The organism is Kitasatospora sp. NPDC092039 (assembly GCF_044756065.1).
In the GTDB taxonomy this organism is placed as follows: Bacteria; Actinomycetota; Actinomycetes; order Streptomycetales; family Streptomycetaceae; genus Kitasatospora.
Map to the genome: position 1 here is coordinate 302,798 of NZ_JBIVSD010000003.1, position 14,949 is coordinate 317,746.

At 73.2% G+C, this 14,949-nt stretch carries 15 protein-coding genes; 6 read left to right on the plus strand and 9 right to left on the minus strand.

What is annotated here, in order from left to right; genetic code table 11:
- The first annotated feature begins 22 nt into the window (after window positions 1-22).
- The 6 genes from murJ (at window position 23) to trxA (ending at window position 8,000) form a co-directional block, all read left to right on the plus strand.
- Window positions 23-2,449 carry a murein biosynthesis integral membrane protein MurJ gene (murJ, locus tag ACIQI7_RS07645; RefSeq protein WP_401106084.1) on the plus strand — a complete coding sequence of 809 codons (2,427 nt, stop codon included), beginning with the start codon at window positions 23-25 and terminating at the stop codon, window positions 2,447-2,449.
- Window positions 2,450-2,752: 303 nt separating this feature from the next.
- On the plus strand, window positions 2,753-4,705 hold the full coding sequence (locus ACIQI7_RS07650) for a protein kinase family protein (RefSeq protein ID WP_401106086.1): 1,953 nt from the start codon (window positions 2,753-2,755) through the stop codon (window positions 4,703-4,705).
- A gap of 41 nt (window positions 4,706-4,746) precedes the next feature.
- Window positions 4,747-5,451, plus strand: coding sequence for an RNA polymerase sigma factor SigM (gene sigM / locus ACIQI7_RS07655; RefSeq protein ID WP_401106088.1), 705 nt, complete (start codon window positions 4,747-4,749; stop codon window positions 5,449-5,451).
- On the plus strand, window positions 5,448-6,404 hold the full coding sequence (locus ACIQI7_RS07660) for a hypothetical protein (protein WP_401106090.1): 957 nt from the start codon (window positions 5,448-5,450) through the stop codon (window positions 6,402-6,404). The genes sigM and ACIQI7_RS07660 overlap by 4 nt, the downstream gene beginning before the upstream one ends.
- 173 nt (window positions 6,405-6,577) lie before the next feature.
- Entirely contained in the window at window positions 6,578-7,543 is a 966-nt protein-coding gene (gene trxB, locus ACIQI7_RS07665) for a thioredoxin-disulfide reductase (RefSeq protein ID WP_401106092.1), read from the plus strand.
- A 130-nt stretch (window positions 7,544-7,673) separates the two neighbouring features.
- Window positions 7,674-8,000, plus strand: coding sequence for a thioredoxin (trxA, locus tag ACIQI7_RS07670; protein ID WP_401106093.1), 327 nt, complete (start codon window positions 7,674-7,676; stop codon window positions 7,998-8,000).
- Between the two features lie 77 nt (window positions 8,001-8,077).
- Here the strand turns inward: trxA and ACIQI7_RS07675 are convergent, their stop codons facing one another.
- The 9 genes from ACIQI7_RS07675 to rpmH form a co-directional block, all read right to left on the minus strand.
- Window positions 8,078-8,695 (minus strand): GNAT family N-acetyltransferase, encoded by a 618-nt coding sequence (locus ACIQI7_RS07675; protein ID WP_401106095.1) that lies wholly within the window; start codon window positions 8,693-8,695, stop codon window positions 8,078-8,080.
- 132 nt (window positions 8,696-8,827) lie between these two features.
- On the minus strand, window positions 8,828-9,886 hold the full coding sequence (locus ACIQI7_RS07680; RefSeq protein WP_401106097.1) for a ParB/RepB/Spo0J family partition protein: 1,059 nt from the start codon (window positions 9,884-9,886) through the stop codon (window positions 8,828-8,830).
- Window positions 9,883-10,956: a ParA family protein gene (locus ACIQI7_RS07685; protein ID WP_401106099.1), complete on the minus strand. Its 1,074-nt coding sequence runs from the start codon at window positions 10,954-10,956 to the stop codon at window positions 9,883-9,885. Before ACIQI7_RS07685 ends, ACIQI7_RS07680 begins: the two co-directional genes overlap by 4 nt.
- 145 nt (window positions 10,957-11,101) lie before the next feature.
- Complete coding sequence (rsmG, locus tag ACIQI7_RS07690) at window positions 11,102-11,920, minus strand: 16S rRNA (guanine(527)-N(7))-methyltransferase RsmG (protein ID WP_401106100.1); 819 nt, start codon at window positions 11,918-11,920, stop codon at window positions 11,102-11,104.
- A 159-nt stretch (window positions 11,921-12,079) separates the two neighbouring features.
- Window positions 12,080-12,610, minus strand: a complete 531-nt coding sequence (locus ACIQI7_RS07695) for a protein jag (protein WP_401106102.1) — start codon at window positions 12,608-12,610, stop codon at window positions 12,080-12,082.
- An 82-nt stretch (window positions 12,611-12,692) separates the two neighbouring features.
- Window positions 12,693-13,877, minus strand: coding sequence for a membrane protein insertase YidC (yidC, locus tag ACIQI7_RS07700; RefSeq protein WP_401106103.1), 1,185 nt, complete (start codon window positions 13,875-13,877; stop codon window positions 12,693-12,695).
- Window positions 13,874-14,245, minus strand: coding sequence for a membrane protein insertion efficiency factor YidD (gene yidD, locus ACIQI7_RS07705; RefSeq protein WP_387760620.1), 372 nt, complete (start codon window positions 14,243-14,245; stop codon window positions 13,874-13,876). Before yidD ends, yidC begins: the two co-directional genes overlap by 4 nt.
- The gene (gene rnpA / locus ACIQI7_RS07710; RefSeq protein ID WP_387760621.1) at window positions 14,242-14,670 is read right to left on the minus strand and encodes a ribonuclease P protein component; all 429 of its coding nucleotides are present in this window, start codon (window positions 14,668-14,670) and stop codon (window positions 14,242-14,244) included. The genes yidD and rnpA overlap by 4 nt, the downstream gene beginning before the upstream one ends.
- Window positions 14,671-14,688: 18 nt before the next feature.
- A complete protein-coding gene (gene rpmH, locus ACIQI7_RS07715; RefSeq protein WP_030059672.1) occupies window positions 14,689-14,826 on the minus strand; it encodes a 50S ribosomal protein L34 in 138 nt (45 codons plus the stop codon).
- Between the last annotated feature and the right edge of the window lie 123 nt (window positions 14,827-14,949).

The window sequence follows — 14,949 nt, forward strand, 5'->3', positions numbered from 1 at the left end:
CCCACGACAGCGAAGAGGTGACATGACCGGGCGCAGCGAGGAGCGGCCGCCGGGCCGCGGTGAGAGCCGGCCGGGTGCCGAGTCGCCGTCCGGCGACTGGTACGTGGCCGACACCTACGCCCAGGACCCGTACGCGGCGGACGCGTACGGGCACCCGCAGGACGGCCAGGACCCGTACGGTCTGCGGGCCGCTCGGCCCGCCGCGCCCCAGCCGCCGGCCGCCGCGTACGACGTGCCGCCGCAGCTGCCGCCGCAGGGCGGCGGCTACCCCACGCCGGTGCCGCCGGCCCCGTACCAGGCCACGGAGCAGTTCCCGGAGCAGTTCGCCGCGCCGGTGCCGCCGGTGCAGCCCGGCTGGGACACCCCGGCGCCGGCCGCCTGGCCGCAGGGCCAGGCCCCCGCGCAGGCCGCCGGCGGCCCCTGGGGCGGCGTCGAGCAGCCCCGTCCGCAGTGGGAGCCGGGCCCGGCGCACTCCGCCTGGGACACCGAGACCACCGAGTACGTCGGGGTGGACGCGCTGTTCGGCGGCGCTCCGGCGCAGGCCGCGGCCCAGCCGCCGGTCCCGCCGCCCGCCCCGTACCCGGCGGCGGGCGGCTACCCGGGGCAGCCGCAGCACGGCGGCGCTCCGGGCGGGCAGCACCACTTCGTGCCGCCGATCGAGTTCGACCCGCCGCTCTCCGAGGAGGAGGCCACCATGCAGGTGGCCGCCGTCGCGGTGCCCCCGGCGGTCGAGCCGCTCGCGGACGTCGCCGCCGAGGAGCGGACCGCCGGGCAGGCGCCCGGGCCGGCCAAGGCGGCCGGCGGCGGCAAGGTCTCCAGCCTGCTGAACTCCAGCGCGATCATGGCGGCCGGCACGCTGGTCTCCCGCGGCACCGGCTTCGTCCGGACCATGGTGATCACCGCGGCCATCGGCGTCGGCGTGATGGGCGACTCGTACAACGCGGCGAACACCCTGCCGACCCTGCTGTACATCCTGATCGGCGGCGGCGCGCTGAACGCCGTCTTCGTGCCGCAGCTGGTGCGCAGCATGAAGAACGACGAGGACGGCGGCACCGCGTACGCCAACCGGCTGCTCACCCTGGTGATGGTCGGGCTCGGCGGCGTGGTCTTCCTGGCCGTGCTCGGCGCACCCGTGCTGGTGCAGCTGATCGCCCACCCGATGATGGCCAACCCGGAGCGCGCCGAGACCACGGTGGCGATGGCGCGCTACTGCCTGCCGACCATCTTCTTCATGGGCATCCACGTGGTGATGGGCCAGATCCTCAACGCCCGCGGCCGCTTCGGCGCGATGATGTGGACCCCGGTCCTGAACAACATCGTGGTGATCTTCACCTTCTCCGCCTACATCTGGGTCTACGGCGGGTTCGGCACCACCCACGTCGCCCCGGAGGGCATCTCCCCCGAGGGCGTGCGGCTGCTCGGCCTCGGCACCCTGATCGGGCTGGTCGTCCAGTCGCTGGCGATGATCCCGTACCTGCGGGCCGCCGAGTTCCGCTTCCGGCCCCGCTTCGACTGGCGCGGGCACGGCCTGGGCAAGGCCGCCCGGCTGGCCAAGTGGACGTTCTTCTTCGTGCTCGCCAACCAGGCCGGCTACCTGGTGATCACCCAGCTGTCCACCAAGGCGGGCGACGCCGCGTCGGCCTCCGGTCACGGCGGCGTCGGCCTGGCCGCGTTCTCCAACGCGCTGCTGATCTGGCAGCTGCCGCAGGCCGTGATCACCGTCTCGATCATGAGCGCGGTGCTCCCCCGGCTCTCCCGGGCGGCGGCCGACGAGGACGCCGGCGCGGTGCGCGACGACATCTCCCACGGGCTGCGCACCACCGCGGTGGCGGTCGTCCCGGCGGCCTTCCTGTTCCTGTCGCTCGGCCCGGTGGTCGGCCGGGCGATCTACGCGGTCGGCGGCAACGAAACCGTCCTGAACGACGCCACCAACATCGGCCTGATGCTCTCCGCGTTCGCGCTGGGCCTGATCCCGTACTCCGCCCAGTACGTGATGCTCCGCGGCTTCTACGCCTACGAGGACACCCGCACGCCGTTCTCCAACACCGTCTGGGTCGCGGCCTGCCAGGCCGGCTTCGCGCTGCTGTGCTGGCTGGTGCTGCCCGCCGAGTGGACGGTGACCGGCATCGCCTTCGGCTACGGCCTGGCCTACGCCATCGGGGTGACGGTCGCGATGCCGAAGCTGAAGAAGCGGATCGGCGGGCTGGACACCAAGCGGATCGGCCGGACGTACAGCCGGCTGGCCGCCGCCTGCGTCCCGGCCGCCCTGGTCGGCCTCGGCGCCAGCCTGGGCGTCCAGCAGGTGCTCGGCGGCTGGGCGGGGAACGTCCTCGCCCTGGTCGTGGCCGGCGGCCTCCAGCTGGCGGTCTTCGTGCTGGTCGCGAAGCGCCTGCGGATCGAGGAGCTCAACTCCATGCTGGGCATGGTCCGCGGCCGACTGGGCCGCTGACCGTCCGGCCACCGGCCGGACGAGCGGGCGCCCTGACCGGGCGTCAACCGGAGCGCAGCCCTCCTCCGCTCGTCCGGCCGAGTGCCGGGGCACCGGTCGGTTCGGGTCCGCCCGACCGTCGGATGGCGACCCGGTGTCGGATCTGCACCACATCTCTCCACCCGTATGCAACCGAGCGGACGCCTCAGCGGTCGTACCCGGTGGAGAAGAGTGGGCACAATTGTCCTGGAGCACAGGGCCGCCGACCCTACGGCTCCAGCGACTCTCTCAGGCCGGGGCGACACAAGGGGAGGCAGGACCACGGTGGCTGATGGCACCAAGGCGGTCGTCGACACGTCAGCAGCTGACGCGGCGACGGACGAGGCCGCGCTGGCCGCGGCGATCGACGAGCTCGCGGGCTCGGAGGACGCCGCCGAGAGCACCTCCGCGGACGCCCGCGAGGACGCCACCGCCCCCGGGCGCACCGAGGCGGACGAGGAGGACGACGACGCCCCGGCCGCGGGCCCGGGGTCCACCGTCGGCGAGGAGACCTCGGAGATCACCGCCCCGCTCTCGGTCCAGGAGCTCCGCGCCGAGCTGGCCGCCGGCTCCCCCCGGAAGAAACCCGCCCCCGAACCCGCCCGCCCCGCGCGCCGCCCCACCGACCCGCAGCCCACGGTCGACCCGCGCGACACCGCCACCCTCCCGCGCACCCTCCCCGCCCCGCAGCGCCGCAGCGGCGACATGATCGGCCACCGGTACCGGCTGGAGGAGTGCATCTCCCAGACCGAGACCTTCAGCAGCTGGCGCGCCGTCGACGAGAAGCTGCGCCGGGCGGTCGGCGTCCACCTGATGGCCTCCGGCCACCAGCGGGCCCGCAAGGTGCTGGCCGCGGCCAAGTCCGCCGCCCTGCTCGGCGACCCGCGCTTCGTCCAGGTGCTGGACGCCGTCCACGAGGGCGAGCTGGTCTACGTCGTGCGGGAGTGGCTGCCACACTCCTCCGACCTGGCCAGGCTGCTGGCGAACGGCCCGATGGAGCCGCACGAGGCGTACCAGATGGTCCGCCAGGTCGCCGACGCCGTCGCGGCCGCCCACCGGCGCGGCCAGGCCCACCTGCGGCTCACCCCGCGCTGCGTGCTGCGCACCGACAGCGGCCAGTACCGGATCAACGGCATCGCGGTGGACGCCGCCCTGCGCGGGCTGCCCGCCGAGGACGCCGAGGACGCCCAGCGGGCCGACACCCGCGCGATCGGCGCACTGCTGTTCGCCGCGCTCACCCACCGCTGGCCGTACCCGGAGGACCGCTACGACCTCCAGGGCCTGCCCAAGGACCTCCAGAACGCCGCGCCGGACCAGGTCCGCGCCGGCGTCCACAAGGGCCTGTCCGAACTCGCCGCACGGGCCCTGTTCGACCAGCCGCCGCACCACGCCCAGCCGATCACCACGCCGGAGGAGCTGGTCCGGGCGATCGCCCGGATGCCCCGGATCCGCCAGCCCGAGCCGGAGCTGCCCGCCTTCCCGACCCCGCCCCGGCACAACACCCACGCGCTGCCCACCGCGCCCAACCCGACCCGGGTGGCCGACACCAGCGTCGCCCCGCTGCCGGCCTCGTCCCGCCCGACCTCCTCCCGGCGCGCCCGGCGGCGGCTGCGCCGGGTGGTCAAGGCCACCGCCTGGACGGTCGCCCTGGGCGCCATCGGCGTCGCCTCCTGGCAGTTCGTCGACAGCCTGCGCCACACCGGGTCGGCCACCGCGTCACCGCTCCCGTCGGTCAGCAGCAGCAGCAGCAGCGCACCCAGCCCGCAGGCCAGCACCCACAACCCGGCGCCGATCACGATCAAGGGCGCCCAGTCGTACAACCCGCTGGGCGAGGGGTCCGACGGGAACGCCGCGAAGGCCGTCGACAACGACCCGAGCACCACCTGGAACACCCAGTGGTACAACGACCAGTTCGGCACCAAGCCGCCCGCCCTCAAGTCGGGCACCGGCCTGATCATCGACCTCGGCTCGTCGCAGACGGTCTCCTCGGTGGCCGTCCAGTTCGTCGGCGAGCACACCGCGGAACTCCGGGTGCCCACCGCGGCCGCCGCCGCCAACCCGTCGCAGGCCCGGCCGGAGGGCTTCACCGTGGTCGGCAAGCAGACCGGGACCAACGTCGAGTACGCCCTCGACGCCCCGGTCACCACGCGCTACCTCTTGATCTGGCTCACCGCCCTGCCGAAGGATAACGTCGGCCACTACGTCGGCCAGGTCGCGGAGGTCAAGGTCTCCGGCTGACCGGCACCGGCGGACCCGGCACGACGGCGAGGGGTCGAGGGGTGACAGGAACGGACGACGACGCGGCGCTGCTCGCCCGGCACGTCGCGGGTGACCCGGAGGCCTTCGGCCTGCTGGTGGACCGCCACCGCGACCGGCTCTGGGCGGTCGCCCTGCGCACCCTGGGCGACCGCGAGGAGGCCGCCGACGCCCTCCAGGACGCCCTGGTCTCCGCCTTCCGCGCCGCCGCCGGCTTCCAGGGCCGCTCCGCGGTCACCACCTGGCTGCACCGGATCGTGGTCAACGCCTGCCTGGACCGCGCCCGGCGCAGCGCCACCCGCCGCACCGCCCCGCTCGACGAGGACCCGCAGCGGCTGGACACCCTGGTCGGCACCGCCGAGCCGGCCGACTCCCCGGTGGTCCGGGCCGAGCTGCACCGCGAGGTGACCGCCGCGCTCGCCGAACTGCCCGCCGAGCAGCGGGCCGCGCTGGTGCTGGTCGACATGCAGGGCTACCCGGTGGCCGAGGCGGCCGAGCTGCTGGGCGTCCCGGTGGGCACCGTGAAGAGCCGCTGCGCACGCGGCCGGGCCCGGCTCCTCCCGCTGGTCCGCCACCTGCGCGAGCCGGGTGTTCCACGTGAAACACCACCCGCCCCCGGCGCGGTCCCACCACGCCGGAACGCCCCGGGGAACCCGAAGCGCCCCGGCCCCGTCACAGGGACGAGCACCGGTCGGACGGTCCTGGAAGGAGACGCGAGCACCCGATGAACGCCCACCCCTCCTTCCCCGACCCCGCCGACGACCACCCCCCGGTCGAGCGACTCGCCGACCTCGCCGAGGGGCTGGTCGACTCCCCGGAGACCGTCGGGGCGCTGCGGCGGCACCTGGACGGCTGCGCCGAGTGCCGGGAGACGGTCGACGCACTCGCCGAGGTCCAGGCGCTGCTCGGCGACATCGAGACCCCGCCGATGCCGGCCGACGTCGCCGCCCGACTGGACGCCGCGCTCGCCGAGGCCGCCGGGCGGGCACAGGAGGCCGCCGCGGCCGACCGACGGTCCGAGGCCCCGGCCCCGCCCGCAGCCGCCGCCACGGCGCCCGCCACGCCGCTCTCCGCCGTCCCCTCCCGCCCCGCCGACCGCCTCGGTGCCCGGCCCGCCGGCCGGTCCGGCTCCGCGACCGGCCCCGGCCGCGCCCGCGCCCGCCGGCGGCGGTTCGCCCTGCTGTTCGGCACCGCCGCCGCTCTGGCCGCGCTCGGGCTCGGCGGCCTGCTGCTGCCGCACCCCGACGACCGGTCCGGCGCCGTGACGGCCAGCGCGGGCGGTGCCCCGACCACCACCTCCGACAGCCACGACGCCCGCGCGCCGCACACCGCCGTCGCCGGCACCGACTACCGCGAGGACGCGCTCGCGGCCCAGGTCCAGCAGTTGCTGGCCCGCTCGGAGAACGCCCCCGGGCTGTGGGCCACCGGGCCCGCCGCGGCCGAGGGCGCCCCGCCCGCGGACGGCGCCCGGCCGGAGCCCGAGTCCCCCTCCCCGACCGGATCGGACTGCCCGGCCCCCGCCCCCGGCACGCCGCTGGCCACCGACCGGGGCGGCTACCACGGCGCGCCGGTCGACGTCCTGGTCTACCCGCTGCCTGGCCGGCCCGGTTTCGTCGACGTCTACCTGCGCTCCCCCGGCTGCGGTCCGGTCCTCCTCCACCAGGCCGTTCCCAGCCACTGACCGACGGTTCCCATGCGATCCACGCCGACGGCGGCACGCCGCTTCCGGAGTTCGGGCGCCTGGTACTGATCCGCCTGGGAATGCGAGACACTGGTCAGTCGTTGTCCCGGGCGGCGGAGCAGGACCGCCCTCCCCGCAGCAAACGCGGGTCGCGATGCGAACCAGGAGAAGCAGTGAGCGACGTCCGTAACGTGATCATCATCGGTTCCGGCCCCGCCGGGTACACGGCAGCGCTCTACACGGCCCGTGCCTCCCTCAAGCCGCTGGTCTTCGAGGGGGCCGTCACCGCCGGTGGTGCGCTGATGAACACCACCGAGGTCGAGAACTTCCCGGGCTTCCGGGACGGCATCATGGGCCCCGAGCTGATGGACAACATGCGGGCCCAGGCCGAGCGCTTCGGCGCCGAGCTGATCCCCGACGACATCGTCGCGGTCGACCTCACCGGTGACATCAAGACCGTCACCGACTCCGAGGGCAACGTGCACAGGGCGCGCGCCGTGATCGTCACCACCGGGTCCCAGCACCGCAAGCTCGGCCTGCCGAACGAGGACAAGCTCTCCGGCCGCGGCGTCTCCTGGTGCGCCACCTGCGACGGCTTCTTCTTCCGCGACCAGGACATCGCGGTGGTCGGCGGCGGCGACACCGCCCTGGAGGAGGCGACCTTCCTCTCCCGCTTCGCGAAGAGCGTCACGATCATCCACCGCCGGGACACCCTGCGCGCCTCCAAGGCGATGCAGGAGCGCGCCTTCGCCGACCCGAAGATCCGCTTCGAGTGGGACAGCGCGGTCGAGGCCATCCACGGCGACCCGAAGCTGAGCGGCGTCACCCTGCGCGACACCACCACCGGCGAGACCCGCGAGCTGGCCGTCACCGGCCTGTTCATCGCGATCGGCCACGACCCGCGCACCGAGCTCTTCAAGGGCCAGCTGGACCTGGACGCCGAGGGCTACCTCAAGGTCGAGGCCCCCTCGACCCGCACCAACATCCCCGGCGTGTTCGGCGCCGGCGACGTCGTGGACCACACCTACCGCCAGGCCATCACCGCCGCGGGCACCGGTTGCTCGTCCGCGCTGGACGCCGAGCGCTACCTGGCCTCGCTCGACGACCTGGAGGCCAAGGCCGCCGCCGTCGCGGTCTGAGCCCCTCCCCGCTCCACCCCGCGGGGGTGTTCCACGTGAAACACCCCCGCCCCGGCCGGGCAGAAACAGAACGGGCCCATCCGTTGTTCTCCTGGCAGCAGCCCCCTCCGTCCGATCCCGAGGAGTTCCCGTGGCCGGCGCCACCACCACCGTCACCGACGCGACGTTCGAGAACGACGTCCTGAAGAGCTCGAAGCCCGTACTGGTCGACTTCTGGGCCACCTGGTGCGGCCCGTGCCGCCAGGTCGCCCCGGTCCTGGAGGACATCGCGGCCGAGCACGGCGACAAGATCACCATCGCCAAGCTCGACGTGGACGCCAACCAGCAGACCGCCGCCCAGTACAACGTCATCTCGATCCCGACCCTGATCGTCTACAAGGACGGCGAGCCGGTGAAGTCCATCACCGGTGCCCGTCCGAAGGCCGCGCTGCTGCGCGAGCTGGCCGAGTTCATCTAGGCCCTCCGGACGTCGACCACGCGGCGGCGGGGCTCCCCATCGAGGGGGCCCCGCCGCCGTCGTCGTTCCGTCGGCTCCTAGAAGGGCCGCAGCGCCGGTTCCTTGCGCCCGCCGCCCAGCAGCCGTTCCAGTGCGCCCTCCACGTCGCCCCGCCAGGAGAGCGTGGTCCTGGCCTCCAGCCGCAGCCGCGGGTAGCGCGGGTGCGGCCGGACGGTCTTGAAGCCGACCGCGAGCAGGTGGTCGGCCGGCAGCACGCAGCTGGTCGGCACCCGCCCGGCCGAGCCGAAGGCCTCGATCGCCCGCACCCCGCGCCCGATCAGGTCCTTGGCCACCGTCTGCACCAGCACCCGGCCGATCCCCTGGCGCTGGTAGCCCGGCAGCACCCGGCTGACCATCAGCTGGACGGCGTCCGGCGAGACCGGGCTGGTCGGGAAGGACTGCGAGCGGGGGACGTAGGCGGGCGGCGCGTACAGCACGAACCCGGCGGGCCGGTCGTCCACGTAGACGATCCGGCCGCAGGAGCCCCACTCCAGCAGCACCGTGGAGATCCACCCCTCCTTCTCCAGCTCCGGCTTGCCCGACTCCACCGCCTCCTTCGCGCTCACCGGGTCGAGCTCCCAGAACACGCAGGAACGACAGCCGGTCGGCAGGTCCCCGAGGTTGTCCAGCGTCAGCGGAGCGATCCGCCGTCCCATGGCCGCACCTCCTCCTCCCTCTCACGGTCGAGCATTCCCCCACGAACGCCGAAGGGTGCATGTTTCACGTGAAACAGCGCTCACGTGGAACACGCACCCTCGGGTCGTCGCCCTCGGCCGCGCCGGTCCGGCTCAGCCCTGCGACAGCCGCAGACCGTCCTCGCCGGGCGCCATGCTGTCCAGGATCCGGTTCAGGTCCTCCACCGAACCGAACTCCAGCACCACCTTGCCCTTGCCCAGCTTGCCGCCGCGCTGCGACACCTCGACCTTGACCCGGGTGTCGAAGCGGTCGGACAGCCGGCTCGCCAGGTCGGTGAAGGCCGGGGAGTTCAGCTTGCCCGCCTTGGGCGCCTGACGCTTGGGCTTCTCCTCCAGCTTCATCACCTTGACGATCTCCTCGATGTTGCGCACCGTGAGACCCTCGGCGATGATCCGCTTGGCCAGCCGCTCCTGCTCGTCGGCGTCCGGCACCCCGAGCAGCGCCCGCGCGTGGCCGGCCATCAGCGTCCCGGCCACCAGCCGGCGCTGGACGGACGGCGTGAGCTTCATCAGCCGCAGGGTGTTGGAGACGTACTCGCGCGAGCGGCCGATCCGGTCGGCCAGCTCCTCGTGGGTGCAGGAGAAGTCGCGCAGCAGCTGGTCGTAGGCGGCCGCCTCCTCCAGCGGGTTCAGCGCGGCGCGGTGCAGGTTCTCCAGGAGGGCGTCCAGCAGCAGCTTGTCGTCCTCGGTGGCCCGGACGATCGCCGGGATCCGCTCCAGCCCGGCCTCCCGGGAGGCGCGCCAGCGGCGCTCACCCATGATCAGCTCGAAGCTGTCGATGCCGACCTGGCGCACCACGATCGGCTGGAGCAGACCGACCTCCTTGATGGAGGTGACCAGCTCGGCCAGCTTGTCCTCGTCGAAGACCTCACGCGGCTGGCGCGGGTTGGGCGTGATCGCGTCCAGCGGCAGTTCGGCGAACCGCGCACCGGTGCCCTCGACCGCCTCGGCCGCGCGGGACGCCCGGGCGGCGACCGTCCCCCGGCCGTTCGGCAACACCGGCACCGCGGTCGGCGAGACCGCGCCGGTCGTCACCACCGAGGCCGGTGCGGGCGCGGCCGTGGCGGGCTGCGCCGCCGCCCCGCCGACCGTCGGCGGGGCCGACGGGAGCAGTGCCCCGAGCCCCTTCCCCAGACCCCTGCGACCACTCACTGATGACCCTCCGTCGTGCCGTGCTGTGCCGCCGGGGCGACGTGCCCCTGCTGGCCGTCCCGCTGCTGACCCACCAGCGATCCGTTCTGGCCCACCGCGCGCAGCGCGAGCTCGCGGGCGGCCTCCAGGTAGGAGAGCGCCCCGGTCGAACCCGGGTCGTAGGTGAGCACCGTCTGCCCGTAGCTGGGCGCCTCCGAGATGCGCACCGAGCGCGGGATCGCCGTGCTCAGCACCTCTTGCTGGAAGTGGGTCCGGACCTCCTCGGCGACCTGGGCGGCCAGCCTGGTCCGGGCGTCGTACATGGTGAGCAGGATGGTCGACACGTGCAGCTCGGGGTTGAGGTGCGCGCGCACCAGCTCGACGTTGCGCAGCAGCTGGCCGAGGCCCTCCAACGCGTAGTACTCGCACTGGATCGGGATCAGCACCTCCCGGCCGGCGACCAGGGCGTTGACCGTCAGCAGGCCCAGCGAGGGCGGACAGTCGATAAGGATGTAGTCGAGCGGCTGCTCGTAGGCGGCGATGGCGCGCTGGAGCCGGCTCTCCCGGGCCACCAGGGAGACCAGCTCGATCTCGGCGCCGGCCAGGTCGATGGTGGCGGGGACGCAGAACAGCCCCTCGACGTCGCGCACCGGCTGCACCACGTCGGCCAGCGGCTTGCCCTCCACCAGGACGTCGTAGATGGACGGCACCTCGGCGTGGTGGTCGATGCCGAGCGCGGTGGAGGCGTTGCCCTGGGGGTCGAGGTCGACGACCAGGACGCGCAGGCCGTGCATGGCGAGCGAGGCGGCCATGTTGACGGTGGTGGTGGTCTTGCCGACCCCACCCTTCTGGTTGGCGACCACGATCACCCGGGCGGCGGCCGGCCGGGGCAGTCCCTCACCCGCTCGGCCGATCGCCCGGACCGCGGCCTGGGCAGCCCGTGCGATGGGCGTGTCGTCGATCTGGTCGACGGTCTCCGAGTCCTGCATGGGGGTCAGTGTTTCACGTGAAACCGGAGCGGCAACAGTCACCGCCCGGTCGCGGCGGAGGATGCCCGGAAGCAATGAGCGACGTTTCACGTGAAACACCATGCCCGCTATGCCGGAAATCTGACGTTGCGACACTCCGGTGTCCCCCCGTCGGCCCGGCCGTCACCCGAACGACCGCGGGCGGACGCTCCTCCCGTCCAGGAGGCCCGTCCGCCCGTCGTCGTCAGGTATCCGGTGTCGCCCCGGATCAGCGGCTACGGCGCCGCCCGCCCCGGCCGCGCTCGCCGTTGCGCACGGTCGCGTTGCGGCCCGCCCGGGCCGCCTTGGCGCGCCGGGTGGCCGCCTTCACCCCGCCGGGGCTCTCCCCCGCCTTCACCTGGACCACCCGGGTCGAGGTCTCCAGGGTGCCCTCGCCGACCGCGATGACGGTCCACTCGACCGCGCCCAGCTTGGTCAGTCCGGCCCGCGAGTCGGCCAGCTCCTGCTCCGCGCTGTCCCCCTTGAGCGCCAGCATCTGCCCGTGCGGGCGCAGCAGCGGCATGCCCCAGCCGGCCAGCCGGTCCAGCGGCGCCACCGCCCGGGCGGTCACCACGTCCACCGCGAGCTTGCCGACCATCTCCTCGGCGCGGCCGCGCAGCACCGTGACGTTCTCCAGCCCCAGCTCCCGGACGACCTCCTCCAGGAAGGTGGTCCGGCGCAGCAGCGGCTCCAGCAGCGTCACCGAGACGTCCGGACGGGCCAGCGCCACCGGGATGCCCGGCAGGCCGGCCCCGGAGCCGACGTCGCACAGGGTGGTCCCGGCGGGCAGCAGCTCGGCCAGCACCGCGCAGTTCAGCACGTGGCGGTCCCAGAGCCGGGGCACCTCTCGGGGCCCGATCAGCCCGCGCTGCACGCCCGCCGAGGCCAGCAGCTCGGTGTAGCGGACCGCGGCGTCGTAGCGCTCCCCGAAGACCTCCCGGGCGACCGCCGGCGCCTCGGGCAGCTGCCCCAGCTCGCTGGCCCGCCCCTCAGCGGCCGGGTCCACGTCCGCCCCCGGCCGGCCGGCAGCCGCGTTCTCCGTGTCCATCTCGACCTCTCCGATCCCCGGATCCACCGACCCGCTCAACGCACTGTTTCACGTGAAACATCCCAGAAGGGACGACGACCCCGCCCGCACGAGGCGGACGGGGTCGCGTCCGGTGAAGCTCTCCGGCCGCCGCGGCGACCGGTCGTCGGCCTGTCGGCCTCAGACCGGCAGCACGACCACGAACCGCTGGGGCTCTTCGCCCTCGGACTCGCTGCGCAGACCGGCCGCGGCGACCGCGTCGTGGACCACCTTGCGTTCGAAGGGCGTCATCGGCCGCAGCTTGACCTGCTCGCCGGTGCTCTTGGCCTGCTCGGCGGCCTTGGCACCGAGTACCGCCAGTTCCTCGCGCTTGCGGGCCCGGAAGCCGGCAATGTCCAGCATGAGGCGGCTGCGCTCGCCGGTCTCCCGGTGGACAGCCAACCGGGTCAGCTCCTGGAGCGCCTCCAGCACCTCGCCGTCCTGGCCGACCAGGCGCTGGAGCGCGCGGTCGTTGCCGTCACTGACGATGGAGACCAGGGCGCGGTCGCCCTCGACGTCCATGTCGATGTCACCGTCGAGGTCCGCGATGTCGAGCAGACCCTCCAGGTAGTCCGCCGCGATGTCGCCCTCCTGCTCCAGGCGGGAGATGAGGCTCTCGTCGGCGCTGGCGGCGACCTCGGCCTCGACGGCGGAGGTGGTGCCTTCCGTCACTGATGGACTCCTTCGGAGATGGGCCCGTCTGTCGGGCCGGGGACGAAGCTCTTCGCGGCTGTCACAACGGGCTCGGGACCGGTCAGGACTTCTTCTTCGGCCGCTGGCCACCGCGCTTCGGCTGCTGCCTGGTGCCCTGCCGGGTGCCGGCGGGCTTGGCCGCGGCCTGCTTGGCGGCCGGCCGGCCCGCGGACTCGGCGGGGGTGGCGTCGGCGGGGGCGGAGTCGGCCGGAGCGGTGTCGGCGGGCTCCTCGGCCGGGGTCCCGTCCTTGCTCAGCTCGGCGGTCGGCTGACCGGCACCGCCCTGCTGGCGCTGCGACTTGCTCTGCCGACGGGGCTGCTGGCGGCGCGTCTGCACCGACTCCTCGACCACCGCGGCGGCGCTGGCCGCCTCGCTGACGGCCGCCTTGGACGGGGGCAGCATGCCCCAGAGCGCACCCCTGATCTCCGTACCGTCCGGGCGCAGCCGACCGGCCTTCTTCAGGCGGGCCTGGCGCTCCTCGAAGGCCTTGCTGCCCGGGGTCGGGTTGTTGTGGATGACGATCAGCTGCTGGCCCATCGACCAGACGTTGGTGGTCAGCCAGTAGACCAGGACACCGACCGGGAAGTTGATGCCCATCACGGCGAACATGATCGGGAAGACGTACATCAGCATCTTCTGCTGCTGCATGAACGGCGTCTTCACCGTGAGGTCGACGTTCTTGGTCATCAGCTGGCGCTGGGTGATGAACTGCGACAGCGACATCAGGATGATCATCACCGCGGTGACGATCTTGACGCTGGTCTCGGGGCTGCCGACGAAGGTCGCGGAGAGCGGGGCACCGAAGATGTGCGCCTTGCCCGCGCTCACCAGCAGGTCGCCGTGGATGACGCCGATGTCCTCGCCCTTGGCGACCTTGGCGAGCACGCCGTAGAGGGCGGTGAAGAACGGCGCCTGCACGAGGATGGGAAGGCAGCTGGAGAACGGGTTGGTACCCGCCTCCTTGTACAGCTTCATCATCTCTTCGGACTGGCGCTGCCGGTCGTTCTTGTAGCGCTCCTGGATGGCCTTCATCTTCGGCTGGATCGCCTGCATGGCCCGGGTCGCCTTGATCTGCTTCACGAAGAGCGGGATCAGGCAGATCCGGATGACGACCACCATCGAGGCGATGGCGAGACCCCAGGCCCAGCCACCGTCCGGGTCGAAGATGTTGCTGTACAGCGAGTGGAACTGGACGATGATCCAGGACACCGCTGTGTACAGGGGATTCAGGAAGGAGAAGGTCACCGGTCAGGCTCCTTGGACAGGTGGATCGGCCGCACGGGGCCAATGGTCGCCGGGCCCTCGGGGTCCGGACCGGCGGAAGTGGCGGTCACCGGGTCTCCGGTGGCGGACCGGCTCTTCAGCCAGTCTCGCAACCGCCGGTGCCATACCGGATGCTTGCGCGGCGGGACGTGATCGACCCCGCCGGGCGTCCACGGATTGCAGCGCAGGATTCGCCACGCGGTCAGTCCGCCGCCCTTGACCGCCCCGTGCACCTTCACGGCCTCGTAGCCGTAGTGCGAGCAGGAGGGGTAATAACGGCAGACCGGACCGAGCAGTGGGCTGATCGTCCACTGGTAGACCCTGATCAGGCCCATCAGCAGGTACTTCATCGCCCTGCTCCCGTCGGCGCCGTGGCGGCGGGCTCCGTCCTCAGCAACCGTTTCAGTGCCGCGTCCAGGTCACGTTCGAGGTCCTGGTACGAGGCGGTCGCGGCCTGGGGCAGCGCACGCACCACTATCAGGCTACCGGCGGGCAGCCTGGACAGACGATCACGAACGAGGTGGCGCAACCGGCGCTTGACCAGGTTGCGGACGACCGCCGGGCCAACGGCCTTGCTCACGACGAAACCCGCACGCGCCGAAGGAGTCCCCTCGGCGACGTGCGGGCGGAAGTCGCTGGTCCCGTCGGTCTGCCCCTGCGGGTCACCGTCTCTGCTGAGATGGACGACCAGAAGGGGCCGGCCGGCCCGGCGACCGCGTTTCACCGCGGTCGCGAAGTCCTGGCGCCGCCGCAGCCGATTCTCGGAGGGCAGCACAACAGACTCTGGCGCGGATCAGGCGGACAGGCTGGCGCGGCCCTTGCCACGGCGGGCGGCCAGGATGGCGCGGCCGGCGCGGGTACGCATACGCAGCCGGAAGCCGTGGGTCTTCGCGCGACGACGGTTGTTCGGCTGGAAGGTGCGCTTGCTCACTCGGGGGCTCCTGAGGTGAATCGTAGGATGACGGGGGGTCGCTTGGCCGTCACCGTGCGTCCGCGTGATCTCCCCTGATTCGGAAATCCGGCCCATCGCCCCAGTTCGGCTGGGGTCTGAGGC

What these genes read in the sequence shown, in the direction of transcription:
- murJ (WP_401106084.1), top strand. Translation starts at nt 23, where the DNA reads ATGACCGGGCGCAGCGAGGAGCGGCCGCCGGGCCGCGGTGAGAGCCGG.
- ACIQI7_RS07660 (WP_401106090.1), top strand. Translation starts at nt 5,448, where the DNA reads ATGAACGCCCACCCCTCCTTCCCCGACCCCGCCGACGACCACCCCCCG.
- ACIQI7_RS07675 (WP_401106095.1), bottom strand. Translation starts at nt 8,695, where the DNA reads ATGGGACGGCGGATCGCTCCGCTGACGCTGGACAACCTCGGGGACCTG.
- ACIQI7_RS07685 (WP_401106099.1), bottom strand. Translation starts at nt 10,956, where the DNA reads ATGGTGTTTCACGTGAAACGTCGCTCATTGCTTCCGGGCATCCTCCGC.
- rsmG (WP_401106100.1), bottom strand. Translation starts at nt 11,920, where the DNA reads ATGGACACGGAGAACGCGGCTGCCGGCCGGCCGGGGGCGGACGTGGAC.
- yidD (WP_387760620.1), bottom strand. Translation starts at nt 14,245, where the DNA reads ATGAAGTACCTGCTGATGGGCCTGATCAGGGTCTACCAGTGGACGATC.